Origin of the sequence: Alteromonas sp. RKMC-009 (genome assembly GCF_003584565.2) — a bacterium.
In the GTDB taxonomy this organism is placed as follows: Bacteria; Pseudomonadota; Gammaproteobacteria; order Enterobacterales; family Alteromonadaceae; genus Alteromonas.
In genome coordinates this window covers 3,301,599-3,328,204 of sequence record NZ_CP031010.1, presented here as the reverse complement: position 1 = coordinate 3,328,204, position 26,606 = coordinate 3,301,599, and the positions used below count along the sequence as shown (strand labels likewise).

The window sequence follows — 26,606 nt, the reverse complement described above, 5'->3', positions numbered from 1 at the left end:
ACGGAGTTAATATTTCATGGATGCACTGGTAAAGCTGAACCCGCTGCCCCACGATTTATGGGTTTATCTGCTGATAGATTTTGGTCTGGCTTTATTGCTGTTAATGGTCATGAAATGGTTGTCCGGTGCGTTCCGCAAGCGCTCTGTAGTAGAAGAGCTGGGTGTGCAGGATAACTTCGCTTTCGGGATCAGCATGGCCGGCGGCATGTTGTCACTGTGTATCGTTGTTGGCTCCGTGGTGGGCCGGCATGTGGGGCAGGGATATCTGGAAGCAACAAAAGGGATGCTGATTTTTGGTTTAACCGGGGTATTACTGGTTAAATTCGGCCGTTATGCCCATGACAAAATTGTGCTGAATAAGCTGGATACCATGGACTTAATCGGAGAGCGTAGTGTCAGCGTTGCCCTTGTTGATGCTGCCAGTCTGATAGCCAGCGCCATTATTTTGCGCAGCATGATGTTATGGGTGGATGGCAGCGATATGAACGCGATTATCGCCATTGTGACCGGCTTTACTGTGGTGCTGGCCTTATTGCTGATGATGACCAGGGTGTATGAAATCCGGTATGCACGGGATAATCAGAACGACTCATTTCAGGGGGCGCTGCGAAAAGGACAGCTGGCACTGGCGGTGGAACATGCGGGCAACCTGTTAGGTATCGCGATGATTGTGTCGTCGGCAAGCCACCTGCTGACTTATCACCCGTCAGGCTATGTCAGTAATATCACCGGCTGGCTGGCCACCGGCGTGGTGCTGTCCCTCGCATTACTGGTGCTGGTAACTATCAGTAAGAAGTTATTGTTGTTCGGCCTGAACTACCGCCAGGAGGTGGATCAGCAGCATAACATCGGCGTGGCCTGTCTTGAGTTAACGCTCAGTATCGGGATTGCACTCATTGTGAACGGTGTGCTGGCGTTTCTGGATTAAGCTCAGCACGTTTTGAATTGTGAAGTGCAGTCCGGGAAGTCGCCCGGTAGTGCTTTTTTACCGTCAAGCAGGGCGGTTTTCTGTCTTTTACTGAGCTGCTTAAGCCAGTATTCCGCTTTCATCGCCGCAGATTTGTCTGTGGCAGATACCACCATCCGGAACACCAGTGGCGCTTTGCCTTTAAGCGCCTTTGCGCCGCCTTGTATTTCTCCTCTGTGTTGACGGATCCGTCTGGCCGGGTCTGTTGTAACGCCGGTATAGAATTGTCCCAGGCGGTTTTCCACCATATACACATACCATGACGGTGCCTGCGTCTGCTCTTTTACTTTGATGGCTGGTATACTCTGCTGCAACTTTGAAGATAGTCAGAAAAAACATGATTCTACCAGACTTTAGCACAACCCGTATTTTGATTGCCGGCGATATCATGCTTGACCGCTACTGGACTGGCGGAACCGCTCGTATTTCGCCGGAAGCGCCGGTGCCAGTGGTTAACGTAAACAGCACAGAAGACCGGCCGGGCGGGGCAGCTAACGTGGCAATTAATGCTGCAACACTGGGGGCAAAGGTGACGCTGCTGGGCTTGTGCGGCAATGATGATAATGCCGGTATACTTGAACAGCGTCTGTCATTGCATGGTATTTCCCATAAGCTGGTGCGCTGTGAAGGTTACGATACCATTACGAAATTACGGGTGATGAGCCGGAATCAGCAGTTGTTAAGACTGGATTTCGAAAAGAGCTTTGCTGAAGCTGACAAAGCAGCGCTGACTCAGGCTTTTTATGAGGCGCTTTCTGAGCACGACCTGGTCGTATTATCAGACTATGCAAAAGGCTGTCTGACTGATGCTCAGGCATTTATTCAGGCTGCAAAAGAAGCCGGCAAGCAGGTCATAATCGATCCTAAAGGGAATGATTTCAGCCGCTATGCAGGCGCCACGTTAATTACACCTAACCGTGCAGAACTTGAAGCGGTGAAAGGCAAAGCAGATAGTGAAGAAGTTTTAGCTGCTCAGGTTGAATCCTTAAGAGACAGCTTGTCGCTGGAGTCTGTGTTGCTGACCCGTTCAGAGCAGGGCATGACCTTGTTTAAACAGGGCGACAGTCCGTTTCATTTGCCGGCAAAGGCCAAAGAAGTGTATGACGTTACCGGTGCCGGTGACACCGTTGTATCTGTACTTGCCGTATCAATGGCGGCAGGCAGCAGTATGGCTGATGCCTGTGTGCTGGCGAATCTGGCTGCCAGTATTGTGGTTGGTAAATCAGGTACATCCACAGTATCGACTACAGAACTTGCGGTGGCGCTGGGAGAGCAGGCCAGCCATCTTGATGGTGGTGTGATGACTGAAGAACAATTGCAACTGGCGATGAAGCAATCCCGTCACCGTGGTGAGAGAATTGTCATGACGAACGGTTGTTTCGATATTCTGCATGCGGGCCATGTGAGCTATCTGCAAGCCGCTGCAAAATTAGGTGATCGTCTGATTGTGGCAGTAAACGATGATGCTTCGGTCAGCCGTCTTAAAGGACCCGGACGACCTGTTAACAACGTGAGCCGGCGTATGGCAGTGCTTGCAGGGCTCGCCGCGGTAGACTGGGTCGTGCCGTTCAGCGAAGATACGCCACAGCGCCTGATAGCCGGCCTGCTGCCGGATATCCTGGTTAAAGGCGGTGACTACAAAGTGGAAGAGATTGCCGGCGGCAAAGAAGTCATGGAAAACGGCGGCGAAGTGCGGGTATTGCACTTTGAAGAAGGTGTATCTACCACCGGAATCATCAGCCAGATCGTCAGCGGGCAACAATAAGCTCTTTTATTCGCCAATTTGTCCGGTTAAGGCATGGCGGTTAACCCAGCTTTACGATACCCTTGATGCACACAAGAAGTGGTTTTCAGTATCAGCGGTATAATACATGTACGAAAGTTTTTATGGACTTGATTCCAAGCCGTTCCAGCTAACGCCGGATCCGGCTTTTTTCTTCGCCAGTAAATGGCACAAGCGGGCGATGTCATACCTGCAATACGGGTTGTCTCAGGCGGAAGGATTTATCGTTATCACCGGAGACATCGGTACGGGTAAAACCACTATCGCAAACAGTCTGCTGGCTGAAATTGAAGACGATATTGTTGCTGCACAAATTGTGACACCAAAACTGACACCGGATGAACTGGTGAAGATGGTTGCATCTAAGTTCGGTATCAATGTGGCAGGCCTGACTAAAGCCGATATTCTTAAAGAGCTGGAAACGTTCCTGTTTGATTTAAGCAAGCAGGGGCGTCGTGCGCTGTTACTGGTGGATGAAGCGCAAAACCTGCCGCTGGAAACCATCGAAGAGTTGCGTATGCTGTCCAATTTCCAGCAGTTCGGAAAACCGTTACTGCAAAGCTTCCTGCTTGGTCAGGAAGAGCTTCAGCCCATTCTGCGCGCACCGAATATGGAGCAGTTCCGTCAACGTATCGTGGCCTCCTGCCACCTGGCCCCGTTGATGGAAGAAGAGACAAAACGTTACATAGAGTACCGCATGCACCATGCGGGCTGGAATGGTGAGTCTTTGTTTTCAGACGAAGCCTTTTCCCGTATTCATCAATTTACCCGCGGTGTACCCCGCAAAATTAACACGCTGATGGACCGTATACTGTTGTTCGGATTCCTTGAGGAACTGGAAACGCTGGACGAAGAAGCGGTAAATACCGTCATCGACGAAGTTAAAGATGAAATGTTTGTGCCGGATGCGCCGGTGATGGACGATGAGTCTGATGATATCGACGAAGATATGGATTTATCTGAAGTGGTTGCCAGTCTGAAAAAGAAAGGCCCTCATCAGAAGCTGGTGACGCCAAAAGGCAAAGAAGTGCAGGATGCTGAGTATTATAAGGCCATGCTGGCTGAGCTGGTGGATGCGTTGGATGACGCTATTGCGCACAAGGTAAAATTGACTCAGTACATCGATAAAATGCTGAAGAAAAAATACCAGACGTATGCCCGGCTGAAAGAGGAAGATGAAGACTGAGGATCCTGAGGAGCCCCGTTTTCTTCTTCACATAAACGTGAAAGACAAACAAAAAAACGCCGCTGTGAAGCGGCGTTTTTATTTGAATTTAACCGGGTACGGACTTTATTCAAAGTCGTAGCGGATAGTCACGCTGATGCGGCGTTCGTTGTAGTCAGCACCATAAGCGCTGGTAGCCAGAGAGCCAGAACGTGTGACGTAGCCAGTTTCCACATCACCACTGAAGTAACGGCTGAATGTACGGCGCAGGCCAACAGACGCGAACCACTGTTCGCTGTCACGGTCGGTACCGTTATTCATTTGTTCAGTGACACCGTAGCGCAGGTTACCCAGTAAGCTCGAGTGACGGCTCAGCTGATAGCTGCTGCTAAGGTTAGCAGAGTAGGTTTTACGTTGTTGATCAAAGTCGAGGTATTCGTCATCTGCGTATTGCAGATTAAGTACGATGGTACCGCGACGACCCTGGATACCAAATTCACCGTTTGCAGCTTTTCTCAGGAAAATCGCATTAGATGGCTCAAACCCTGTTGTCATAAACTGCAGGAATTGCTCATCGTCTCCCAGCGTGTAATCCAGTGAAGAAGGTTGGAAGCAGGAATCTGCCGTGAAATCTCCGGTAGGGCATACAAACACGCCCAGAGACTGCGGCGTGGCAATCAGCTGACTGAATGATGTGACTTGCTCAGAATAATTAACGACACCACGAATTTTACGGGTATTGTAGGTAATACCGGCACTGGCTGAACGGCCATAGAACCGGCGTCCGATTGAAGCCTGAACACTGGTACGCGGTGTCAGTGCCCATGCGGCGTCAACGCCTACAAAAACATCGCCGTCATCCCGCTCTACGTCTGAATTTACTTTGTTTGCAGTCACAGATATATAACGGCCGGCAGCTTCACGGTAGGTGATACCCACACCGTAGCTTTTAAATTCCCGTTCATTAGAGAATTCATCGGTACGGTCTACAAGTTCGTTGGCATCGTAGCTGGCGGTGACCCGGATACCCCAATCGTTATAGATCATGCTATCCAGTGCACCGGTGGCGTATTTACCGATATAGTCACCGTTGCCTGATTCTTCTGAACGTTCCAGCTTGGTGTATGTGCTGTTCAGGTTCCAGAAGTAATTTTGAGCATTGTCACCATTCATCAGGTAAAGGGAACCTGCTGCAGAGTCGTTATTCAGCCCGATATTAGGACGAAACTCGGATTCCTCTGCAATGGTTTTTGCATAGACCAGTGAGCCACCGCCGGCAATCCAGTCACCTTCAGGAATGGTCAGGTAGGCGCCATAATTCTGGGTTTCTACTTTCGCCAGCGATTCTGCATTTAAGAAATAATCAGAAATCAGGAAATCACCACCGGAGCCATCAATGTAGCTCTGGTTTCCTGACGCGCGGAAGCTCAGAATGTGGTCTATCGCCTGCCAGTTTGCGTTATAAGAAAATTCTGAGAAGGTATCTTTACGGGCAACATCTTCAGAGTCACGCTCAAGGTGAGTGACACTGCCAATTACCGTACCGGAGAAAGTACGGGAATCGTATCTTAAAATACCTTCAGGCTTCACAGAGAAAGTCACTAATTCTTCATTACGAACATCAGAGTGACGATTTTGAAGAATGGTAGAACCTTCTACAGAAGCAGACGCATTAAGCCCCTGAGCGTGCGACAAATGCGTCATCAGCAACAAAGCTACCGGCGTTAAAGCCGGTAACCATTTTTTGTTTGAACGCTGTGCATTGCGCATACTAAGAATCTTGCCTTTCTGCGTAGTAGTATCCATAGTAACCGGTTCCTTCCGGATCGTTATGGACCGACTTGTTAACCACAAAGCCGATTGCCATGTCCGGGTTTAATCGTTCTACCGCATGACGTACGTCATTAAGCTTTGACTTACCTTCCTCGACTACCACAACAGCTTGTCCGGCAAAATTAGCCAGTACCGCTGTTTCAGTGATACCAATTAAGGGAGGTGTATCAAAAATAACGATACGGTCAGGATAGCGGTTAGCAAATTCATTCACAGTTTCAGCCATTTTCTGGCTGGCCAGTAATTCGGTTGTCAGATGGTGAGATTTACCCGCCGGGATGATTTTAAGTTTATCCAGGTTGGTAGGGTAGAGTACATCTGAGATGTCTTCTACTTCACCGGTCAGATATTCCATCAGTCCTTTGCGGCGTTTGAGTCCCAGCGTATTTAATACGTTAGGCTTAAGCACATCGGCATCTACCAGCAGAACGGTTTTATCCTGTTCTGCAGCGATACTCATCGCAAGGTTACAGGCGGTAAAAGTTTTACCTTCTGACGGACGACCACTGGTCACCATGATGATATTGCTGTTATTCAGCGTTGAAGAGATCGGGCCGAAAGCATTGTTAATCAGCTTACGTTTTATTTCCCGGTACTCTTCGTTTATTTGTTTACGAACACCATTAATCGAAATGTGGCCATTTTGTTCAAGCCTTTCGATATCCAGTGTGAACGGCTCCAGCTGTGTGGGTGCGCCGTCGTGCTGACTTGCGACAGACGAACGGGCAGCAACTTGTTGGCCGGGACGTTGTGCAGTGGTCTGAGGCTCAGCAGTTGCCTGCTGAGCAGCGAGTTCTGCTTGTTTTTTCTGGGCTTCACGCTGACGTTGAAGCGCCTTTTCAATAGTACTGCTCATTATAAAACACCCTGCAGTAGATCGATGTTAAGCAATTCTGCGCCAACCAGTACACCGTAAATTAATACCAGCACACCCGACGACAGCAGGAATATTGCCATTCGCATACGGTTAGTCTTGCGAATCTTATCAATATTCAGATGCGTGACTGTACCCCATACCGGGTAATCAGTAATCTGCTGTAGCTGAGATGCACGGATAAGCAATGGTGACAGCTGACTGAGCAGGAATGCCAGAGCAACACCCAATCCAAAGCTTACTAATAAAACCAGCGTGTAATAGATGATGCGGTACGGGCCGGAAGGCTCGTTAGGTTTCAACGGCGGCTCAATAATTCTGAACTGTAATTCCTCGGCAGAAACATCCGCGCGTCTGGACAGGTCCGCAGATTCACGGCGGGCCAGCAGTTCTTCATATTTACCCTTGGTAATATCGTAATCACGGTTAAGTGCCGCTGATTCTGCTTCGATTTGCGGAACCAGGTCGATTTTAGACTCAAGAGAAGCAATACGGCGTTGTAAATCCTGTTCTTTCACATTTAATGCAGCGATAGAACTTTGATGACGGCTGATCTCAAGTTTAATTTCCTGATTCAGGTCGCTCATCGGAACGTCATCACCTTCGCCGTCACCGGCGTTAAGAAACTCATCGATTTCTTTTTGACGGGCTTCTTCCAGATTAGCCAGCAGTGCTTTTGATTCAATCACGTCAGGGTGTTGATCAGTAAAGCGTAGCTGTAAATCATCCAGACGTTCTTCCAGCGCTTTGATCCGTTCGTCGTAACGGGTTCGCAATACGGAATCAGTTTGATTCGTTACACCAAAGCTGTCACCGGCACTTTTGGCCTTTGATAACTGATTTTGTAAGGATTCAACCTGTTGTGTCGTCTGCTTAATCTGAAGGCGGGTGGCTTCCAGCTCATTACTCAGTGTCTGCAGTGTTGAGTAGAAAGTGCCCTGTAAAGGAAGAATATTATTGTACTGTCGTTTAAATCCGGCCAGTCGCTGTTCGGCTTCTGACAATCTGGATTCGTACTCTGCAATCTGTTCATCAAGGAAACGGTTAGCTGTATCGGTATCACGACGGTTGTTACCTAACGCGCCTTCTACGAACAGGTTCAGTGTTTCCTGCACCACGGTTTGCGCCATGGCCGGATTCTTATTTTCATAAGAAATGGTGAAAATATTGTCTCTGCCGGTTGAACGTAACTGGATTTGTTGAGTCAGACCATTAACCAGGTTATCAAAATCCTGGTCAGTGGTCGTCGTCAGATCTAAATCACTTTCACGGGCAATGGTTTCAACGTTGGAGCGGCTCAGCAGTGTCTTCGCCATCATCTGGATTTCCTGATCCGGGTTGGATTGGATCGCCAGACCTTTAAGCAAAGGCTGAAGTACTGAACGGGTATCAACGAATACAACCGCCTGAGAGCGGTAAACATCCGGCAATAGTGCTACATACGCGAAACCTATTGGACAGAGTATCCAGGTACACACCATGATGAGACGCTTTTTAACCCAAATTCCCTTTAAATAGTCACTCAGCTGACCAAGGGTGCGCTGTAAATCCTGCATTTAATGTCCCAACTACTTTTTACAACTAGAACCAGGCTTCTGGAATGATTACGATATCGCCTGGCAGAATGTCGACATTCTTGGTGATGTCGCCATTACGGATTAGCGCGTCGATGTTCACGTCATACGTTGTCTGACGGCCATCTACAACACGAACCAGCTTGGCATCATTGCCGTCAGCAAATTCTGTCAGTCCACCCACTGCAATCATCAGATCCAGTAGTGTCATGTTTTCTGTGTAGCTGATCGCGCGCGGGTTAGTTGCTTCACCGATAACGCGAACCTGTTCGCTTAACGGACCGGCAAAGTTATTAACGCTGACAGTTACACGGGGGTTGTTAATAAAGGTAGAGAGTTGCTCTTCGAGCTCGCGGGCAAGCATAGAAGGCGTTTTACCGGCTACATCAACATCTTCAACCAGTGAAGTTGTCACTTTACCGTCCGGACGAACGATAAACTGACCAGAAATTTCAGGGTTACGCCAAACAAAAATGGTGAGCGAATCGCCCGGGCCAATGAGATACTGATAATCGTTCACATTGGTTGTCATTGATGGGTGGGCCGTTGCCTCCGGCAACGATGAGTGACTTGTGCATCCAGAAAGGGCTGTCATTGCGCCGACAACCGTCAAACTTAAAACGTGTTTAGACCAGTACATGAGAGTTCATCCTACACTCGATATGATTAATTTTTTTGCCTTAATGTAATTTACCCTACGGCAAATACCACTATAATGCCAACATCTTATGTAGTCTATTACAATAATAACCTTTATCATGAACAAAGATGTTGCAGTATCAGGGGGCCAAGGGTGGCGATAAATAAGCACAATCAGAGTAAACGATCAAATATACTTGTAGTGACCGAAGCTCTGCTCGTGGCGTATATGGCATACATTACGCAGTTCATTTTGGTTCAGATCGGTGTCAGTGAAACAGTCAGTATTGAAAAGCTGGTTGTGAATGTGGGCATGCTGACCGTTTGCATACTCGTTTGCTCACTGTCTGTGGGCCTTTACGAAGCTAAGCTCAGAGAGACTTTCCGCGGTATTATCCGGCGCATATTTGTCAGTGTCGGCTTAAGTTATTTTCTGGTAGAGGTGGTCAGCAGAGCGCTGTTCGACGAACTCACCATGCATTCCTATTTTCTTCCGGCCGCCGTTGCCAGCATCATTATTACGCTGGTGATATTCCGCTATTTTACAAATCGTCTTGGCTTACTCGGATTAGGCAAAGTGCGGATAGTGGTATTAGGAGCCGGTGAACGGGCTTCTATTATCGAAAAGCGTATGCGCCGTGATGTAGACCGTATCGGATTTGATCTCATGGGATTCATTCCCATACCCGGTGATAACCGTGAAGATGGTATTAAGAAAGAAAAAATTATTCATGTGAAGGTAGACGAAAACTTCCAGCATTTTATTGCCGAGAATGAAATAGAAGAAATTGTCATCGCCTGCGATCAGCGCCGGGGTACATTGCCCATTGATGTGCTTTTCGAATGCCGTTTGCGTGGTATAGAAGTTACAGACCTGCTCGACTTTATGGAGCGCGAGACCGGCCAGATTGTGGTCAACCTGATGTATCCGAGCTGGGTTATTTACTCCAACGGATTCCATAGTCAGAACTACCTTCGTGATGCTATGGATTACCTGCTTAACGCGTTTCTTGCCTCCTTTGTATTCTTCTTTACCTGGCCGTTCATGTTAATTACCGCCACCATCATCTGGCTGGATGATGGACGCCGGACCGGCGCTTCGGTGTTCTACAAACAGGAACGTGTGGGGCTGAATGGTAAGTTGTTTAAAATTATTAAGTTCAGAAGTATGCGGCCTGACGCCGAGAAAGACGGCGCGAAGTGGGCCAGTAAAAATGACGACCGGGTGACCCGGATTGGTCACTTCATCCGTAAGTACCGGGTTGACGAGCTGCCGCAACTGTTCAATGTGTTTAAAGGTGAGATGGCTTTTATCGGTCCGCGCCCTGAACGCCCTGAATTTGTCGAAAAACTTGTTCGTGAAGTACCGTATTATAATCAGCGTCATAACGTTAAGCCGGGCCTGGCAGGCTGGGCGCAGTTAAACTATCCATATGGTGCAAGCGTCGAAGATTCTATGGAAAAACTGAAATTCGACCTTTACTATGTGAAGCACCAAAGTTTGCTGCTGGATATCCTTATCCTAATCAGAACTGTAGAAATTGTGTTGTTCGGCAAAGGCAGATAACACGCCGGTTTTGTGAAGAAACAGGGATGTTGTATTCATATCAGGATGTAGAACATGAAAGAAAAGGCGGGAATGTCAGGTTTCTTGCAGTCACACCCGGCAAGATTTGTTTTCTTTGCGTTAAGTGCGCTGACGGTATTGTGGGCAGTGGTCAATTATCCGGTCATGATCACTTTGTGGCGGCATGGCTTTGACGATGGTACTTATTCCCATGCGTACCTGATCCCGTTTATTTTTCTTTATTTATTGTATGTGCTCGCCAACAAAGGTGAGCTTACACCCCGCCAGGCCGTTTTCTGGCCTGCTGTCGTTTCTTTTGTTGTCTTATTTATTGCTTACTACTTCTCCATCGCCGCGCAATTGAGCCTTGCGGTGTGGGTATTGTCGCTGGCCTTACTGGCAAACAGTTTCTGGTTACTGGTTCCGTTCACTGCAGGGCTGGCTTATACCGTAGCGTTCCTGTTGTTTATGTACCCTCTGTGGGGCGCACTGCAGTTCGTGCTCCAACATCTTTCCGTGTTTGCTGTGATGAAAATCATGGGGTTCACCGGTATTCCTACTTATGTGGAAAATACTTCGGTAATGATCCCCGAAGGGACGTTTGTTATCGCCGGTGGCTGTAGTGGTTTGCGTTATTTCATTGTGTCTCTGGCTATCGGTTCTTTATTCGTGTTTCTCAATCTGAGGAATAAAGTTTCAATTGCTAAGTTCATGACGCTGGCCATTGTCGGTGCACTGATAACCAACTGGATCCGAATTGTTGCGCTGATACTTATTGGTCATTTTTCTGATATGCAAAGTGAACTGATGCGGGACCATAATAACTTTGGCTGGTATATCTACGCGCCGTTTATCATTCTTCTCTTCTGGTATGGTGAAAAACTGGTGAAAAAAGAGCCCGCCGCAGAAGAGCATTCTCCTGAGCCGGGTACGGGGCGTTTTACTTTACGTAAACCGGTAGTTGTTACCTCTGTATGTTTCCTGATTTTGAGCTCAGCAGCTTTACAGCTGACTTTACATGCTGATCCCGCACCGCCTGGCCAGACTTGCAAAGGTTTGTCTGCTATTGATGCTGAGGTTGCTCCGGTTCTGCCGTATGAAGGGGCTGTGTGTGTTAAAGAACAACGTTCTCAGGGATACGCATTTGATACGCTGAGTATTTTGTTCGACGGGTCTGATCTTGATGGTAAGCCTACACAATATCAGGTGAAGTCAGCACCTGTAGAATGGCAGGAAATAAACCGGATAACCGATGGCAGCTGGACTATTCAACTGGTTAGTGACGGTCGGCATCTGCATTTGTTTGCCCACAGTTTTATTGCACCCGGCGGCGAAGTGGCTTCCGAAAGTGAAATGAAGAAATTACGTATTGAAAATGCACTCAGGGGGGAGCGCCGCTCCGGCCTGCTATGGGCCCATACTGTCTGTGACAGTAACTGCAATACTCTGACCCGGAAGTGGCAGTTGATTGCAGACGCATTTGAATATCAAAAATACTGACAGCTATGCAACTGCGCGTTATTGATACATTGGAGGAGGCTTTCAACGTAAAGCCACTCTGGCAGGATTTGTATCAGCGGGCAGAGAATGCACATATTTTCCTCAGTCCTGCGTGGAATCTCACCTGGCTCGACACTTACCGGCACCTGATATCACGTTTACAGTTCCTCTGTGTTTTCCATAGCAATGGTCAAATGATAGCTGTTCTGCCTTTGTATGAACGTAAAGGCGAGCCCTTCCGTTTACGTTTTACCGGCACCGGTGAACCTGAAAAAAGCGAAGTATTCAGTGAATATCACGATGTGCTGGTATGCAGAGAACATGTTGATACTGTCACGGCTATTCTTATCGAAGCCATAAAATCGACCGGCAAAGGGCTGGTGCTTAATAACGTAAAACATGATGCATTGTTGTTGCGGTTAGCCGGCGAAGCTTATCCGCCGTCCCTGGTTGATAATACAGTGGCACAGAAACGTTACTTCATGACCCTTGAAGATGACGGTTTGGCCGGAACAAAGCTCAAAAAGAAGGCGAAGCGCTACTATAACCTGTTTACCCGTTTAGGTGGTCAGTTGCATATATGCAGCGATCCTGCGTCGCTGGATGCGTTCTATTCTGTGCTCACAGATTTACACCGGTTGCGCTGGGAAGGGGAGCAGCAAAACACCATTTTTGATGATGTGTATTTCAACCGCTTTCATCAGTCTCTGGCCGGCCAACTGCTGAAGCAGGGTACTTTACTGCTGGCTTATGCCGAAGTCGGCGGAAAGCCTGTGAGTGCATTTTACGGCATGAAGTCCGGTGATTCTGTTTACTTTTATCAGGGAGGTATTGATAGCGGATTCAGCCCGAATATATCTCCCGGCACCCTTATTCATTATTTAATGGCAGAATATGCCGCAGGGCAGGGGATGAAGGGATATGACTTTCTTAGCAGTGGTGTGAAACAAAGCTATAAACAGTCGCTGGCAGAGTTTTCTGAACCCGTTTATAGTACGACTGCTTATGCATCCGGATGGCAGAAGTTATTAATAAAGGCTCTGGCATTCGCCTCCGGCGTTGCCCGTAAAGCCGGATTGCGTTAACGCAATCCAACTCACCTTATAGAAAGCGCGCTGAGGAAGCCCTGTGCGCAATTTTCCCATGTGTACTCTGACACTGAATGACGCAAGGCAGCGTTATCCCAGTCTTTCTCCAGCGCTTTTTGCATAGCATCAGCCAGCGTTGAAGCATTCAGCTCCTGCACCAGGATGCCGTTTTCTCCGTCACGGACAATTTCAGGGATCCCGCCTACTGCGGTGGCAACAGGTGGCACGCCTGCCGCCAGGGATTCCATGATGACATTAGGCACCCCTTCACGGTAACTTGGCAATACGAGGGCTCTGGCCTTCGCCAGAAGAGCCGGAATATCATCATGCAGAACAGCGCCATGAAAAGTAACGATATCGTCAAGGTTATCGCTGCTGATCTGTGCTTTAAGCTTATCGCTCTCGGGCCCTTTACCGACAATATCAAGGGTAAAATCAAGACCTCTGGCTTTCAGGAGGGCTGCGGCACCGGCCAGTTCATACACCCCTTTTGTTGTCAGCAGGTTGCCTATAAACAGGAATGACTTGCTGTGGGTTGTGGCATCACTCAAGGCGAATTTTTCGAAGCTGACGCCGTTGTAAACCACATTGCAGCGGGTAGACGCGGTAGCCAGAGGAACGATTTTCCCGGCAAGATCACGACTGACCGTTATCACTTCATCTGCACGGTCAAATGCACGCAGCATCTGTTTTTGTCTGGCAGAATGCCGGAAGTGATAATTGATATCTGTACCCACACAATGAATGGCGACTTTACGATTTCCCCATTTTTTGAACAGGCTGGCAACGACGCCTTCAGGATATGCCCAACTGGCAACGATATGTTTTGCCCTTATCAGTCTGACAAGGGGATATACACATAAGAGCATGGACATGAACAAGGTCAATGCATAGGTACGCCGTCCGAAGCCGGGCAGAAAGAAAAAAGGAAACAGAGTGGCTTCTGAGTTTTTCAGTTTACCTTTCAGAAGCTGCCGGAACCACACAGGAGCGGGCACCGGCGTCAGTACATCTACATCGCAGTGCATTCTTAACGCTGATACGATTTGCTTATTATAAGCGGCCCGCGCCGGCTCCCAGGGAAGAGGGTACAGGTTGGTAAAATAAACAATGTGTTCTTTCTGCATGGATTAACTGACTGCGTTCAAATAAGTTCGGGATACCTGCTCTATAGAATAGGATTCTTCCACGAGTTGTTTACCGTTTCTGGCGAGCATTTCCCATTGTTCAGGACTGGAGGCCATGGTTTTCATGACTTCGCTGAGAGCGGCTGTGTCGTCTTCACTGAAAAGGCAAAAATGATAGCGTTTATCGAGGTTCGGTATTTCACCTACCGGTGTTGAAATGGCTGGCTTTCCTCTTGCCAGCGCTTCAATAAGGGCCATTGGAAGCCCTTCGGTGGTTGAATTGATCACCAGACAATCCACATGCCGGTATATCTCATCTTCATCCAGAACATTTCCATGCAGCACAACACGATGTTGTAAATTGTGTTTTGCCACAGCAGCTTCTACCGCCGGCCTTTCCGGTCCGTCACCAAATAAATGTAATTCAGATTGCGGTATATCAGCCTGTGCAAATGCGGTGACCACTTTATCAATCTGCTTCAGGGGAACCATCCGGGCAACACAAGCAAACTTAAACGGCGTAGCAGGTGCGGTAATGTCGCCCTTGCTTAATAATACACCATTAGGAATAACGTCTGTTCTGGCGGGTTCCCAGTTATAGCGCTGTTTTACGCTTAGTTTAACTTTCTCTGATACAGCGAAGTCTTTATTTATATAAAGCGCTGCAAGCCAGTGACTGAGGCGCATACCCTTTTGATCCGGCGAGTCTTCACCGTGATGGGTGTACAAGACTTTTTTACCCATAAGAAAAGGGAAAACAGGCATAAAGGCGCGGATCACAGCCGGAGAGTGTATATGTATCACATCGAATCCTTTCAGGATCCGGACCGTTCTGACCAGCCGGCGGATAATGCTCTCGTTATTATTTATTACGCGGATCCCACTGCTTTCCAGTACTGACTGAAAAGGTTCTGCCGGTTTGCCAAAGCTCAGTGCTGCTACTTTATAACCAAGAGCGTGCTGACACGTTAATAAATTAACTGCGCACTTTTCTGCGCCGCCAACCTGAAGGCTGCTCACGCAATGAAGGATTCTGGGGGTTGTCATGGCTATATCCGCTTTGCGTAGGTCAGCATTTTCTTAAGTGCTTCGTCATCCATCATATATTCAATGGGGAAACGACAGAGGTCATAGCGGTTCTTTGCCAGATTTACATTGACGCCGGGATGAAAGTTGAAGGCGATTTCATATCCGTTATCTTTAAGCGCCTCAATTACGCAATCGTTGTAAGTGTTCTTGCTGCCAACGGGATAACTGAATGCTTTTACCGGTTTTCCCAGTTTTTCTTCCAGAATTGCTTTGGAGTGGCTGAGCTCAAACAGCATCTGATCGTCACTGAGTTTGGCGAGTATGTCATGACTGTGAGAATGGGCACCGATATCCATACCATTATTACTTAACGTAATGACATCATCCCAGGACATAAACTCTGCATCCGGATAGGGGGACGGCATACCAACAAAATCTTCCAGCTCTTTAATTTGTTCGCCAATAGGGGCAGCGCAGCGCTTAATCTGATTCAGAATTAACCGGATAAAGATTTGCGGGTTAGTTTTAAACTCAACCGTCTCTTCCCAGCCGGGTAGTTTGATTTTCTGAATATGTGAGCGCTGAATAAGATACGCGACTTTATCCCACCAGGGGAGTTCGTTGTTTTCAATGAGTCCGGTGGCAATAAAGAATACGGCAGGAATATTCAGCGACTTCAGAATAGGGTAAGCCAGCTCAAAATTGTCTTTGTAGCCGTCGTCGAAAGTAACCAGTAAGTAACGTTTGTCCGGTTTAGGACTGGTTGATATTAACTGGTTTAATTCCGCCAGGCTGATGATTGTGAAACACTCCTTCAAAAAGCTCAGGTGTTTATGCAGGTTCTCAGCAGAGCAGGAGTAAACATTCGGATCGAGTTTGCTGGTCGTCATATCGCCGATACGGTGTAAGTTAAGTACGTATACACCGTCCGGCAGGTGTTTCCAGCGAAAAGCTGAAACACCTATCATAGACTCAAGCTTGGATTGTATCCGTTTCGCGAGCACGTTAAATCCTTTTAAATGCAGGCTTCTTCAATATAAAGTCACGGTAGTCGTTCGGGTCGCCTTGCTTCCCGGCTTCCGCCGCTTTAGCAATATTATACATTTCACGGGCGCTGACATAGTGCAGCTTGTATTTTTCACCGTCATTATACTTTTCATTCAGGTGACGGTGCATTATTTCAACCGGTTCGCCCAGCAGGGCGCCCATGTCTGTGTCCTGGGCGCCGTGGGTATGGATCTTTATGAAAATCCATTCAGGACGGCCTTCAACGTGGATATGCTTATCCACCCAGTTATCTACTCTGCCCGGAGTCGGACGACAGTTGTCCCTGATATCCGCACGTTCAATTTTAGGTAAAATACCGAACTTGAAGGCTTCTTTGTTAAAGCCCATCGGGCCTTGCATTATAAGCAGATCGCCCCAGGCCTCACCACCGGTCTTCATCAGCTTTCCGGAGTTATAAGACTTAGGCTTAGCCGGATCGTCTTTCGCGTAGTGGAAGCAGTTGGTTAATGCGGGCTGTGTAGCGTCCGGCGACGGGAAAGTCATATCCACATAACAGCCGGTTTCTTTCAGTACAGTGAGTTCATCATTCACACCACACCAGTGACCATGGGGATGAGAGTTATCCAGCGCCCAGTTTCCATGAATAAATGCATAGACAGGTTTGCCGGTTACCGGATCGGTTGCCAGTGCACCGTGTTTCTCATGCAGTGTTTGCGCGAAATTTGATAATACGGTGCGCAGGTTGTCACTGGTATCATCTTCATGGTGAAGGTGAATTTCGATTTCACCAAACCCGCGGGCACATAAGTCAGAAAGCTTGTCCAGATGCTCTTCCCGGTATTCTTCTTCCGGAAAGAAGAAAGAATGTTTAGGGTGGTAACCATCGGCGTCGGTAAATTTGGACGCCATAACAGGGTAGTCCTGCATCCAGCGGTCAACACGTGCACGCTCCAGTTCAATGTTATCTTTATTCAGCCATTGCGGTTCGTAGTGGTCTACGAAACAAAACATCACGTGAGTTGTACCTTTGACTTCCGGCTTAGAAGAGAAGAATGCATTTTTCCAGTATCCCAGGATCCAGGTCTGCATATCTTTTTGATAAATCAGCGCGGTACCTAAACCGGCAGCAATTAATATCAGAACAATGAGAGCGAGAACAATATAGGTGATCATTAGCGTGCCGTACTTTTCCAGGTTGCAGACTGTTTAGAAGTTAAAAATCGGATGAAACCCTGGCCGAGGGAAATATTCATAGAAACAAAAAAGGTGACCAGTTTAATTATGCTGGCTAACTTGCCTTTCTTATCATCATTTAATGTCAGGCCATAATAATAAGTAAAATAAAAAAGTACCTGGCCGGCAAACAGCAGACCGTACAGAGGACTTGTTAATGCCAGCAGCGCACCGCTTACCAATGCGACGAGCATAAAATGCGGCACAAACCAGCGTAAGATTTTGTGACTGATATAACTGAAGCACCGGCTGCCAGCTAACGGGTTCAGTGCCCAGGTCAGGCGCATCATCGCCTGGTAATTGCCTGCGCCTATTCTGATGCGACGTCCGGCCTCTTCTTCAAGGTTAGGCGCAATCTCTTCCGTTGCCCGTGCTTCAGGGTTATAGGTCAGTTTATAGCCTTGTCTGGCGATACCCATAAACACGCAGAAATCATCAATGATAGTATTTTCCGGTAACGGCTCATACAGTGCTGTCCGGATAGCATAAATAGCGCCATTCGCTCCCAGCATGGCATTAATACGGGACTCGTGAAACTTCAGTACCTGCTCGTACTGCCAGTACAAACTGTCTTTATTTTTTCCGGAAAAGGCATCTACGAGTTCCAGTTCTCCGCATACACCGCCAACTTGCTCCTCACGGAAGTCCGCGACCAGCTTTCTGACAGCATCGGGTTGAAAAAACGTATTCGCATCAGAGAAAACTGTGACAGGTGTCGTTACCCGTGTCATCAAATCGTTCAGAACATTGATCTTTCCGCGGTTCTGCTCAAATACTACGGTTTCCAGACAGGGAGCAGAGAATGATGTCAAAATATCATTGGTGCCGTCTGTGCTGCCGTCTGAACCTATGAGGATCTTTAGCTTGTCCGTCGGGTAATCCAGTTCCAGAAGGTTCTCAATACGCGCCTTTATGCACTTCTCTTCGTTAAATGCAGCGATGACGATAGTGACGTCAGGTAAATCGGCTTCGCGCTTTCTGCGGCCCTGTTTACTCAGTACAAAACGGGTGTCTTTAATTGCCTGATGAAAACTGCTGACAGCAAGTAATATCACAGGATAAATCAGGTAGGTGTAAAGAATGGCGACTACACTTAGCCAGAAAATGAATTCCATGGTTGTACTCATCAACGGGGCTTCGCAGGAATGCCCAGCGCAGTGCAGCCGGAAGGGATGTCTTTAACCACCACAGCATTAGCGCCAATTTTCACATTATCGCCGATGGTTACCCCACCGATAATTTTTGCGCCGGTGCCGATGAATACGTCGTTGCCGATAACCGGTGACTGACCTTTTTCATCGCCAATCACTACGCCGCTTTCGATAACGACCCGGTCACCGGTTTTGACCTTGCTGTTAATGACTACACCCACTGGGTGCATAATGACTAGGCCACGGCCAAACTCAGCTTTCACGCCAATGACACAGCCGTTAATCCACTTATTCAGCATTTGAAGCAACAGACCTGCAGGGCTTAAAATACCGTGGCGACAGCGGTGAGACATTCTGAACAGCAGTGTTGCACTGGTACCGTCGGTTAACAGTAACCGGGGCAAAGATAAATGCGCACCATCATCAGCAAACACTGCCTGTTTATATCGCAGATCACTTTTTACTTTCTCAAACACTAACTTTAAAACCTTTACTGTAACAACAGAAATATCGTTCGCCGGCACGAAGCTTACCCGCCGGCGCATTTAATACAATGATTTACTTAGATTTGATCGCTTCTTCGATACGTTTTTTTGTATCCAGAAGTGATTTATTACTGGGCCGTAAGTTCAGTGCCTTCATTATCCATTGATAGGCATCACTGTATCGCTTCTCTTCATAGAGTAACCAGGCGATATTGTTCATGGCCTGCCAGTTCTTAGGTTGGGCACTAACCAGTTGCTCATAGAAGCTGATTGCTGCCTGCTTATCCGTTTTAGCCAGCTCACTGACATAGAACAAATCGGCTTCATCATAGCCCTGAGATATGTCAGCAGCCTTTTTCAGGACAGCAAGTGCCTCGTCATCCTGACCGTTATTTTTTAATGCTTTATAAAGTAGCTGCGCTGACTTAGGTGTTTTAAGTTTATCGAACGCTTCCTGCAGGGCTGGAATAGCTGCTGAAAAGTCTTCGTTGCCCGCTTGTGCCCGGCCTGTGATCTCCATCGCTCTGGCGCTGTTAGCAAACTCCGGCGGTAAACCTGCAACAATAGCCATGGCTTCGTCATAACGCTTTTCATTCACCAGAATATGGCTTTTCAGTAACTGTAACTGAGGCGCCTCAGCCACACCTTCTGGCATATTTTTGATTGCCCGTAATGCGGCCTTGTTACCTTCAGCCTGCATCATGGCTTCAGCATAGGCTTCAAAAACCTGAATGGTCGCAAAACCGGATTTTATGGAGTTTCGCAGTACATCCAGAGCAGCCAGAGGCTGACCCATTGACATATAAGACTGGGAAAGTAAAAAATCCACCTTGGGTTGTTCACCAAAACCAAAAATAGAACTGCGGGACAGTGATACCACTTCCTTGTAGTCCTGTTTGAGGAAAGCCGCAAACAATGTACTGAAAGCGCTGGTTTTGCTATTTTGCGCTAAAATATTGTCAATCGTTTTGAAGGTCGCTTTTTTATCAGGCAGCGCCTGAGCAGACACGTAGGCGCCGGTTAAAGCAATCTGATCATTCGGCTGTTCTTTCAGTACCCGGCTGTAGGCTTTCAGGGCTTCTTCTGCATCACCATTTCTAAATGCCTTTTCTGCAAAATACTTTGCCGCTTCAATGTTAGCAGGCTCAAGGTTACGCACTTTGGTATACAAGGACTCAAGTGCATCTGTGTTACCGGTATATGATTCAAATTGGGCAGAAATCAGATAGTTTTCGGCATTGTCCGGCTCCGCTTCAATCCATTCATTAATAATTGAACGGGCCTCTTCTTCATCCCCGTTAGTGGCCTTCATGGCGACCAGGAACAACTTAGATTGTGTACTGTTACCTTCCGCTGCATCTTTTACGATTTGTTGCGATGACGTTTCAAGTAAATCTTCGCCGTCACTGTCACCCACAGACAGCTTCAACAGGCCGAGTTGCTGTTGCTGCACCGGATTTTGAAAAGCATCATTTTTGACATTGGAAAGGATTTCGGCGGCTTTATTTCTTTCTCCGGAGAAGATCAGCGCTGAAGCCGCTTTTGTCGCCAGACGGGTATTGCTGGTAACAAGTGACGGATACTTCTTGTATAAAGAGTAACTGTCCAGCGTGTCACCGGCTGATAATTTTGCTGCAATATACATTTGCAGGCCCGGATGATTAGGAGGAAATTTGTCAACGACCTTTTCCAGGTAGGAAAGTGCCTGCTCGTAGTTCCCGATCTGGAAATGTGAGATCCCTGCAATATACACGGATGTCATATTCACCATATTCTGGTTCAGTGAAATATCAATGTGTCTGGCGGCACTTTCAAAATCGTGCTCAGACAGGGCAATAATTGCCATTTGCTGATTCGCCAGCGGTTGATCAGCAGACAATGAAAGCACTTTCTCTACATAAGTTTGTGCTTTTTTGAATTCTTTCGCTTTTATGTAAGCTTCTGCAATATTCAGATTAAGCTGGGCAAAGAAAGGTTTAAGTGCCAGCAAAGCTTCGTAGTTCTCAGCTGCTTCTTTAAACTGACCTGATGCCTGGAGAATTTCCGCAGTCAGTGAGCGAATCATCCAGTCATCCGGGTATTTTTCTGATAATGCCGATAAAACATTTACGTCGCCGGGGTTATCCGAAAGCAAGTACCCGTTGATAATTAAGGCATAGTCGTCGATTTTGCTTTTAACTGCCGGCGTAGCGTTTTCTTTTGCCAACTCCCTGGCGACTTTCAGGTGATGTTCCGCCTGTTCCTGCGATCTTGAACGTCCCGATATTACGGCAGCAATCAGTTCTGCAGAAATACGCTGCCCGTTGTTCAGTTGCCCCTTAAACTCTTCAAAGGTAACTTCGAAAATATCCAGATCGGCCATGGAATAGAGGGATAAAAAATACTCATCCGCAAAATCGTTAATATCACCGCGTTGGGTGAGTACCTTGTCGAAGGTCGTAATGGCGCTGACCATATCACCAATATCGAAATAGACCTTAGCTAATTCAATACGGGGGCGGACATCAGTGGGGGATTGCTGTACGGCGGCTTTTAAATGAACAATAGCTTGCTTGTAATTGTCTTCACTAAGTGCATCTTCTGCTTTATTTAATCGTTCTTCTACAGTCATTTGAGAACAGGCGGTGGTGAGCAGCGTTGCGGTGACAAAAGCGGCAATTCGGGTTCGTTTCAATATATCCATACTATACAGCACATCCGGGATTTAAAAATGAGTGAATACTTTACGGGGTATCGTCTGAAAAGAAAAGTATGCAAACGTATCAGGGGTTTTTAAATTGAAGACACAAAAAAAGGCGACATTCGTCGCCTTTTTTTAGAGTGTAAAAACAATCTTATTTGTTTTTACGACGAGCAGATACACCCAGACCCATCAGGCCAAGCGCCAGAACTGCAACAGTTGAAGGCTCTGGAACAGATACTGGAACTGCCTGGAATACAGCAGAAACGTCACCAGTGATGTTCTCTAAGTCAGACAGACTGTCGTAGTCGCCGTTTACTGTCAGGTAAGAGTAGAACGGAGCAGGGCTCACGAAGTAATCCATACCAGCAGTAGTCAGAGTAAAATCTGTGAAGTCGAAGTTATAGTTACCAGTACCAGCTGAGAAGTCGTAGTTACCGTATGCATTAGTAACGTCGTCAGCAGTAGCGATAAGAATATCGTCGCCATTGTTCAGAGTAGTACCTGCTAACAGGTCGTCTGAAGTTGTGTCGCTGTTTACGTCGATGTACAGCTGCAGGCTAGCTGAAGTCGCTGCGAAAGACGTACCTGAAGTGCTTGTACCAGAAGCAGTCAGGATTGCATATACACTGTAACCAAAGTTCAGGTAAGATGAAGAACCTTTGTATACGTCAGTACCTTCGTTAGCGTACAGTGCAGACATAGTTGCGAAAGCACCAGTAGTGAAGCCAGAACCGTTGAATACCAGCTCTTCAACGTAACCACCGTTGAATTTGTCAGCAGTCAGTACTGAACCACCGTAAGGGGTTTCGTCAACCTGGAAATCCATGAACTCAGCTGAGCTTGTGAAAGAAGCTAACAAACCAGCAGTCAATGCGAAAGATTTTACAACTTTATTAAATTTCATAACCATCTCCATATTAAATTCGTTCGGCTGTTAGGCCTCGCTGATAATAAAGCATCTGGTGTGCCAACTTTTTATCCATATGAATTTGTTGGTTTTTTTATTTTTATTGCCTGCTTGTAAAAACTGCGTGTAAAAATCCCTGACACAAATTTTGTTATTTTCCGCTAACTACTTTCTCAGCGATTTTGAACTTCAATTTCTGTAGCCAGCCACGGTTACCAAACGGACACCACGTCTTACTGAGCTTATTCTTGTAAGCATCGAAATGCAGGCCATAAGGTGCACACAATACTTTGCCTCTTCCCAGCAGAATCTTCAGCGCATAGGTCTCAGCAATACCAGCACATAAGTTTACCGACATGGCTGTTGAGGGGCCGCGCTGCTCGTGGAAATCTACAGCATCCTGATCAACAAGATAGTTACGCTGGAGCATCGCCGGTGATAAGCCAATCAGAAACTGGATTAATTGTCCTTCTTCTGTTTGCTTGTCATTAAAGCGGAAATATTCTTCATAGGTCATTTTGCCGGGCATAAAACAAAGCAGAGCAGCGCCCATGCCAAGCGGTGCCGCTGTCACAACGGGTATACCTTTCTCATAGCAACGGTTGAAAACCAGTTTCCTCGCAGCCAGGGCGAAGAAATCGAGACTATCTATATAAAGGTCGACGCCATCAAGAAATCGATCAACATTCGTTTCATCGATTCCGGCAGGAAAGCTGCCAATCTCTATTTCCGGATTAATATCCTTCAACATAGCAGACATGACTTCAATCTTGTCCTGATCTTTTGTCGACACAAAAGCGCCGGACTGGCGGTTAATATTGTGTATATCGAACTGGTCAAAATCAGAGATGTTAATTTTTCCGACACCCAGTCTGGCAAGTGTCAGACTATGCAGTCCGCCAACACCGCCACAACCTGCAATTGCCACCCGTTTTGTGCGCAGTGAAGCTTGTTCATCATGCGTTACCCAGCCAATATTTCTGGAAAACGCCACATCATAGTTAAAATCCATACGCTATCCGGTTATCCTGCGCGAAGCAGTTTGTCATGAACCTTTATAGGGTAAGCTAATATCATGACATGTAAAATGCTATCATCAGAAAAAAGCCGGATTACCTGATAGGGACATTAGAATGAATATGATAAGAGTGCTGTTCGTCAGCATGACAATTGTGCTGACTTCACTTCCTGTTTGTCATACTGCTTTTGCAGAAGCATTACCTGAGGTTGTAAAAAAGGTGAAGCCTTCCGTGGTGGGTGTGGGCTTTTATGCGCCGCTGGCCACCGTCAGCCATCAATTAAAAGGGACTGGTTTCGTTGTCGGAAATGGAAAATATGTAGTGACCAACCATCATGTGATCACAGCATTTCCTACAGAAGAAAATGTAAAATTTAACCAGGTCGTGTTCGTACCCGAAGGCCGTAAGATGGGAATTGCGCGGGTAAAACACGTTTATAAAGATGAAGAGCATGATCTGGCCATTCTGGAAATGGCCCATGAATTACCACCTGTCAGTCTGCTATCAGCAACAGATGTGGTTGAAGATGGTACTGGAATCGCAATGACCGGTTTTCCCATTGGCGCCGTACTAGGATTGTATCCGGCCACACACAGAGGCATTGTTGCCGCGTATACGCCTAATGTGATCTCGGCTTCGAACAGTGCGCAACTGTCGCAAGCTTATCTGGACAGCTTACGCAACCCTTTCATGGTGTACCAACTTGATATTACCGCTTACCCCGGCAACAGCGGCAGCCCCGTATACAAAGCGGCCACCGGCGAGGTGTTAGGGGTAATCAATAAAGTGTTCGTTAAGAAAACAAAAGAGTCGGCAATTACTTCGCCCAGCGGCATCACTTATGCCATTCCGGTGAAGCATGTTTATGCACTGGCTGAGAAGCACGGGATAACGTTGTAAGCAAAGGCGCTTATTTTTATTAAGAAGTAAAAAGCGGAGTCATTCTTGCTAGTGGTCATGGTGACAAGTAGTCGCTTTAGAAGTTTGATTGAGTATCTTGCTCAACATGCAGCATTTATTTCAGGGAGCACGATATGAAAGTGTTAGTAACGGGAGCCGCTGGCTTTATCGGATCATTTGTTGCCGCGCAATTAACGGAGCGTGGCGATGAAGTCGTAGGTATCGATAATCTGAATGATTATTATGATGTGTCATTAAAGGAAGCCAGGCTTGAAAGGGTATCGTCTTTACCTTCCGGCCATCTTTATACGTTTATTAAAATGGGCGTTGAAGATCGTGCTGCGATGGAGGCGCTCTTCGCTGAACACAAATTTGATAAGGTGGTTCATTTAGCTGCCCAGGCAGGGGTGCGTTATTCGCTGGAAAATCCTCACGCTTATATTGATGCGAATATTGTCGGCTTTATGAATGTGCTCGAAGGTTGCAGACATAATCAGGTTAAGCACCTGGTTTACGCTTCATCCAGCTCTGTTTATGGTGCCAATGAAAGCATGCCTTTCGCCGTCGAAGATAACGTGGATCATCCGGTATCTCTGTATGCAGCCAGTAAGAAAGCCAATGAGCTGATGGCTCACACCTACAGTCATTTGTACGGGTTGCCGACCACAGGGCTGCGTTTCTTTACCGTTTACGGTCCCTGGGGACGTCCTGATATGGCACTGTTCCTGTTTACCAAAGCGATCCTGGAAGACAAACCTATTAAGGTGTTTAACTACGGCAACCACCGCCGTGACTTTACTTACATCGATGATATTGTGGAAGGTGTTATCGCCACGCTGGACAACGACGCAAAAGCGGATGATTCCTGGTCCGGTAAGTCACCAAATCCGGGCTCAAGTAAAGCACCGTGGAAAGTTTATAATATTGGCGCTCAGACGCCGGTACACCTGCTGACTTATATCGAAACTCTCGAAAAAGCGTTAGGAAAGGAAGCAGAAAAAGAAATGCTGCCAATGCAAAAAGGTGATGTGCCTGATACTTACGCTGATGTAGAAGCACTGGTCAAAGATACCGGTTATCGTCCGTCTACAGACATTGATACCGGTATTGCAAAATTTGTGGAGTGGTACAGAGGGTTCTACAACGTATAACCCTTGAGCGCAGCGGCAGGGGCTCAGTCTTTGATAAACTGCCGCAAATATTCTTCACGTTCTTCCGGCATCGCCGGAATTTGTTCCCGTAAACTGAGCCGGATCTCATTAAGCATAGATGCAAAACCCGGCTTCAGACTCCCCTCGAGTAACGGGCGGTTAATGTAATAAGGCGCCCGTTTGCCGTGATAGTCCACTACCGGTCCTATCTGCTGAAATTTAATGCCTACATAACCCATACTTCTTGCAAGGCGGGGCTCCATCATGACATAGGCATGTTTCACGCCGAACTCCAGCGCCGAGGCGGCGGCAGCAAAATATAAACCTACAGCAATAAAAGGAAAACAGCGTAATTCCGTTTCCGAGTAGGTGACCGGGTTGATAGCACCGGTTGCGGAACCGTCGAAGTCATCTGAACGACGTCGCCGGAAGTATTTGGGGACGGCAAGTCTGGATATTTCGCACACCTCGTGGCGTTTAAAATTATCCGGACTCAAATCGTTCCGGGTGATAGAGGAGCGGCAATATTTCTCAATGGGTAATAACTGATCATCTTGTAATGGCCTGACCGCACGCACAGTGCCGGCCATTTGCTGAGTGCCGATATGGCGAATCATGCAGTGTCTTGAGTAAGCATCAAATTCGTCAGTTTCCAGACCCGACTCTTTCACCGGCTCAAACGCAAGCTCGTCACAATAGACGTTATGCCTGATTTTGTAGACAGACTCTCTCAGAGCATCATCCACTGCCAGAACGGGTTCCAGATACGTACTGAAGTGTGAAGAAATATAGTTAGCTTCCCTGAGCTGCTGATAGCCGGAAAACATCTTTCCTACGCTGGTACGGCGGAACTTTTTATTGATTGTGTCAAATATCGAACGCTTAGCCATAATGGTTTTAACTTCTCACTGCTGCTGACGTCA

Annotated in this window: 23 protein-coding genes; 8 read left to right on the top strand and 15 right to left on the bottom strand. The window is 47.2% G+C overall.

From position 1 onward, the window contains the following. Positions 1–16 precede the first annotated feature (16 nt). Positions 17–928, top strand: coding sequence for a DUF350 domain-containing protein (locus DS731_RS14830; protein ID WP_119502065.1), 912 nt, complete (start codon positions 17–19; stop codon positions 926–928). 2 nt (positions 929–930) lie between these two features. Here the strand turns inward: DS731_RS14830 and DS731_RS14825 are convergent, their stop codons facing one another. After that, positions 931–1,281, bottom strand: coding sequence for a GIY-YIG nuclease family protein (locus DS731_RS14825; protein WP_232373378.1), 351 nt, complete (start codon positions 1,279–1,281; stop codon positions 931–933). A gap of 23 nt (positions 1,282–1,304) precedes the next feature. On the opposite strand from DS731_RS14825, the gene hldE reads away from it, so the two are divergent. Further along, complete coding sequence (gene hldE / locus DS731_RS14820) at positions 1,305–2,732, top strand: bifunctional D-glycero-beta-D-manno-heptose-7-phosphate kinase/D-glycero-beta-D-manno-heptose 1-phosphate adenylyltransferase HldE (RefSeq protein ID WP_119502063.1); 1,428 nt, start codon at positions 1,305–1,307, stop codon at positions 2,730–2,732. 106 nt (positions 2,733–2,838) lie between these two features. Beyond that, on the top strand, positions 2,839–3,936 hold the full coding sequence (locus tag DS731_RS14815) for an XrtA/PEP-CTERM system-associated ATPase (RefSeq protein WP_119502062.1): 1,098 nt from the start codon (positions 2,839–2,841) through the stop codon (positions 3,934–3,936). A 105-nt stretch (positions 3,937–4,041) separates the two neighbouring features. On the opposite strand, the gene DS731_RS14810 is transcribed toward DS731_RS14815, so the two are convergent. From DS731_RS14810 to DS731_RS14795, 4 genes are read right to left on the bottom strand one after another with little or no spacing between them, the layout of a single operon-like run. Next, entirely contained in the window at positions 4,042–5,721 is a 1,680-nt protein-coding gene (locus DS731_RS14810) for a TIGR03016 family PEP-CTERM system-associated outer membrane protein (protein ID WP_119502061.1), read from the bottom strand. After that, positions 5,687–6,604: an XrtA-associated tyrosine autokinase gene (locus DS731_RS14805; protein WP_119502060.1), complete on the bottom strand. Its 918-nt coding sequence runs from the start codon at positions 6,602–6,604 to the stop codon at positions 5,687–5,689. Before DS731_RS14805 ends, DS731_RS14810 begins: the two co-directional genes overlap by 35 nt. Beyond that, a complete protein-coding gene (locus tag DS731_RS14800; protein ID WP_119502059.1) occupies positions 6,604–8,178 on the bottom strand; it encodes an XrtA system polysaccharide chain length determinant in 1,575 nt (524 codons plus the stop codon). The genes DS731_RS14805 and DS731_RS14800 overlap by 1 nt, the downstream gene beginning before the upstream one ends. Positions 8,179–8,203: 25 nt before the next feature. Then, complete coding sequence (locus DS731_RS14795) at positions 8,204–8,791, bottom strand: XrtA/PEP-CTERM system exopolysaccharide export protein (protein ID WP_442858431.1); 588 nt, start codon at positions 8,789–8,791, stop codon at positions 8,204–8,206. A 198-nt stretch (positions 8,792–8,989) separates the two neighbouring features. Here DS731_RS14795 and DS731_RS14790 point away from each other — a divergent pair, with 198 nt between their 5' ends. From DS731_RS14790 to DS731_RS14780, 3 genes are read left to right on the top strand one after another with little or no spacing between them, the layout of a single operon-like run. Further along, the gene (locus DS731_RS14790) at positions 8,990–10,402 is read left to right on the top strand and encodes a TIGR03013 family XrtA/PEP-CTERM system glycosyltransferase (RefSeq protein ID WP_119502057.1); all 1,413 of its coding nucleotides are present in this window, start codon (positions 8,990–8,992) and stop codon (positions 10,400–10,402) included. A 54-nt stretch (positions 10,403–10,456) separates the two neighbouring features. Beyond that, on the top strand, positions 10,457–11,902 hold the full coding sequence (xrt, locus tag DS731_RS14785) for an exosortase (protein ID WP_119502056.1): 1,446 nt from the start codon (positions 10,457–10,459) through the stop codon (positions 11,900–11,902). A 5-nt stretch (positions 11,903–11,907) separates the two neighbouring features. Continuing rightward, positions 11,908–12,987, top strand: coding sequence for a GNAT family N-acetyltransferase (locus tag DS731_RS14780; RefSeq protein WP_119502055.1), 1,080 nt, complete (start codon positions 11,908–11,910; stop codon positions 12,985–12,987). Positions 12,988–12,998: 11 nt separating this feature from the next. Here the strand turns inward: DS731_RS14780 and DS731_RS14775 are convergent, their stop codons facing one another. From DS731_RS14775 to DS731_RS14735, 9 genes are all read right to left on the bottom strand, one after another. Continuing rightward, entirely contained in the window at positions 12,999–14,117 is a 1,119-nt protein-coding gene (locus DS731_RS14775) for a glycosyltransferase (RefSeq protein ID WP_119502054.1), read from the bottom strand. A gap of 3 nt (positions 14,118–14,120) precedes the next feature. Next, positions 14,121–15,164 carry a glycosyltransferase family 4 protein gene (locus DS731_RS14770; protein ID WP_119502053.1) on the bottom strand — a complete coding sequence of 348 codons (1,044 nt, stop codon included), beginning with the start codon at positions 15,162–15,164 and terminating at the stop codon, positions 14,121–14,123. Between the two features lie 2 nt (positions 15,165–15,166). Beyond that, on the bottom strand, positions 15,167–16,150 hold the full coding sequence (locus DS731_RS14765; protein ID WP_150154301.1) for a polysaccharide deacetylase family protein: 984 nt from the start codon (positions 16,148–16,150) through the stop codon (positions 15,167–15,169). Position 16,151: 1 nt separating this feature from the next. Continuing rightward, the gene (locus DS731_RS14760; protein WP_119502051.1) at positions 16,152–17,327 is read right to left on the bottom strand and encodes a hypothetical protein; all 1,176 of its coding nucleotides are present in this window, start codon (positions 17,325–17,327) and stop codon (positions 16,152–16,154) included. Further along, positions 17,327–18,502 (bottom strand): glycosyltransferase family 2 protein, encoded by a 1,176-nt coding sequence (locus DS731_RS14755; protein ID WP_119503438.1) that lies wholly within the window; start codon positions 18,500–18,502, stop codon positions 17,327–17,329. Before DS731_RS14755 ends, DS731_RS14760 begins: the two co-directional genes overlap by 1 nt. Positions 18,503–18,513: 11 nt before the next feature. Next, positions 18,514–19,014, bottom strand: a complete 501-nt coding sequence (locus DS731_RS14750) for a serine O-acetyltransferase (RefSeq protein WP_232373377.1) — start codon at positions 19,012–19,014, stop codon at positions 18,514–18,516. 82 nt (positions 19,015–19,096) lie between these two features. Continuing rightward, positions 19,097–21,706 carry a tetratricopeptide repeat protein gene (locus DS731_RS14745; RefSeq protein WP_119502049.1) on the bottom strand — a complete coding sequence of 870 codons (2,610 nt, stop codon included), beginning with the start codon at positions 21,704–21,706 and terminating at the stop codon, positions 19,097–19,099. A gap of 151 nt (positions 21,707–21,857) precedes the next feature. Continuing rightward, on the bottom strand, positions 21,858–22,610 hold the full coding sequence (gene pepA, locus DS731_RS14740) for a flocculation-associated PEP-CTERM protein PepA (protein ID WP_161599162.1): 753 nt from the start codon (positions 22,608–22,610) through the stop codon (positions 21,858–21,860). A 154-nt stretch (positions 22,611–22,764) separates the two neighbouring features. Then, positions 22,765–23,625, bottom strand: coding sequence for a ThiF family adenylyltransferase (locus DS731_RS14735; RefSeq protein ID WP_119502047.1), 861 nt, complete (start codon positions 23,623–23,625; stop codon positions 22,765–22,767). A 121-nt stretch (positions 23,626–23,746) separates the two neighbouring features. Between DS731_RS14735 and DS731_RS14730 the strand changes: the two genes are divergently transcribed. Both DS731_RS14730 and DS731_RS14725 read left to right on the top strand, forming a co-directional pair. Continuing rightward, entirely contained in the window at positions 23,747–24,532 is a 786-nt protein-coding gene (locus DS731_RS14730) for a S1 family peptidase (RefSeq protein WP_119502046.1), read from the top strand. Between the two features lie 134 nt (positions 24,533–24,666). Beyond that, positions 24,667–25,683: an NAD-dependent epimerase gene (locus tag DS731_RS14725; RefSeq protein WP_119502045.1), complete on the top strand. Its 1,017-nt coding sequence runs from the start codon at positions 24,667–24,669 to the stop codon at positions 25,681–25,683. Positions 25,684–25,706: 23 nt separating this feature from the next. On the opposite strand, the gene DS731_RS14720 is transcribed toward DS731_RS14725, so the two are convergent. Beyond that, positions 25,707–26,573 (bottom strand): PEP-CTERM/exosortase system-associated acyltransferase, encoded by an 867-nt coding sequence (locus DS731_RS14720; protein WP_119502044.1) that lies wholly within the window; start codon positions 26,571–26,573, stop codon positions 25,707–25,709. Positions 26,574–26,606: the final 33 nt, after the last annotated feature.

Bases quoted from the DNA above. Each gene is read 5' to 3' on its own strand.
- DS731_RS14830 (WP_119502065.1), top strand. From the start codon at position 17: ATGGATGCACTGGTAAAGCTGAACCCGCTGCCCCACGATTTATGGGTT.
- hldE (WP_119502063.1), top strand. From the start codon at position 1,305: ATGATTCTACCAGACTTTAGCACAACCCGTATTTTGATTGCCGGCGAT.
- DS731_RS14815 (WP_119502062.1), top strand. From the start codon at position 2,839: ATGTACGAAAGTTTTTATGGACTTGATTCCAAGCCGTTCCAGCTAACG.
- DS731_RS14810 (WP_119502061.1), bottom strand. From the start codon at position 5,721: ATGGATACTACTACGCAGAAAGGCAAGATTCTTAGTATGCGCAATGCA.
- DS731_RS14805 (WP_119502060.1), bottom strand. From the start codon at position 6,604: ATGAGCAGTACTATTGAAAAGGCGCTTCAACGTCAGCGTGAAGCCCAG.
- DS731_RS14800 (WP_119502059.1), bottom strand. From the start codon at position 8,178: ATGCAGGATTTACAGCGCACCCTTGGTCAGCTGAGTGACTATTTAAAG.
- DS731_RS14795 (WP_442858431.1), bottom strand. From the start codon at position 8,791: ATGACAGCCCTTTCTGGATGCACAAGTCACTCATCGTTGCCGGAGGCA.
- xrt (WP_119502056.1), top strand. From the start codon at position 10,457: ATGAAAGAAAAGGCGGGAATGTCAGGTTTCTTGCAGTCACACCCGGCA.
- DS731_RS14780 (WP_119502055.1), top strand. From the start codon at position 11,908: ATGCAACTGCGCGTTATTGATACATTGGAGGAGGCTTTCAACGTAAAG.
- DS731_RS14775 (WP_119502054.1), bottom strand. From the start codon at position 14,117: ATGCAGAAAGAACACATTGTTTATTTTACCAACCTGTACCCTCTTCCC.
- DS731_RS14770 (WP_119502053.1), bottom strand. From the start codon at position 15,164: ATGACAACCCCCAGAATCCTTCATTGCGTGAGCAGCCTTCAGGTTGGC.
- DS731_RS14760 (WP_119502051.1), bottom strand. From the start codon at position 17,327: ATGATCACCTATATTGTTCTCGCTCTCATTGTTCTGATATTAATTGCT.
- DS731_RS14755 (WP_119503438.1), bottom strand. From the start codon at position 18,502: ATGGAATTCATTTTCTGGCTAAGTGTAGTCGCCATTCTTTACACCTAC.
- DS731_RS14745 (WP_119502049.1), bottom strand. From the start codon at position 21,706: ATGGATATATTGAAACGAACCCGAATTGCCGCTTTTGTCACCGCAACG.
- pepA (WP_161599162.1), bottom strand. From the start codon at position 22,610: ATGAAATTTAATAAAGTTGTAAAATCTTTCGCATTGACTGCTGGTTTG.
- DS731_RS14735 (WP_119502047.1), bottom strand. From the start codon at position 23,625: ATGGATTTTAACTATGATGTGGCGTTTTCCAGAAATATTGGCTGGGTA.
- DS731_RS14730 (WP_119502046.1), top strand. From the start codon at position 23,747: ATGAATATGATAAGAGTGCTGTTCGTCAGCATGACAATTGTGCTGACT.
- DS731_RS14725 (WP_119502045.1), top strand. From the start codon at position 24,667: ATGAAAGTGTTAGTAACGGGAGCCGCTGGCTTTATCGGATCATTTGTT.
- DS731_RS14720 (WP_119502044.1), bottom strand. From the start codon at position 26,573: ATGGCTAAGCGTTCGATATTTGACACAATCAATAAAAAGTTCCGCCGT.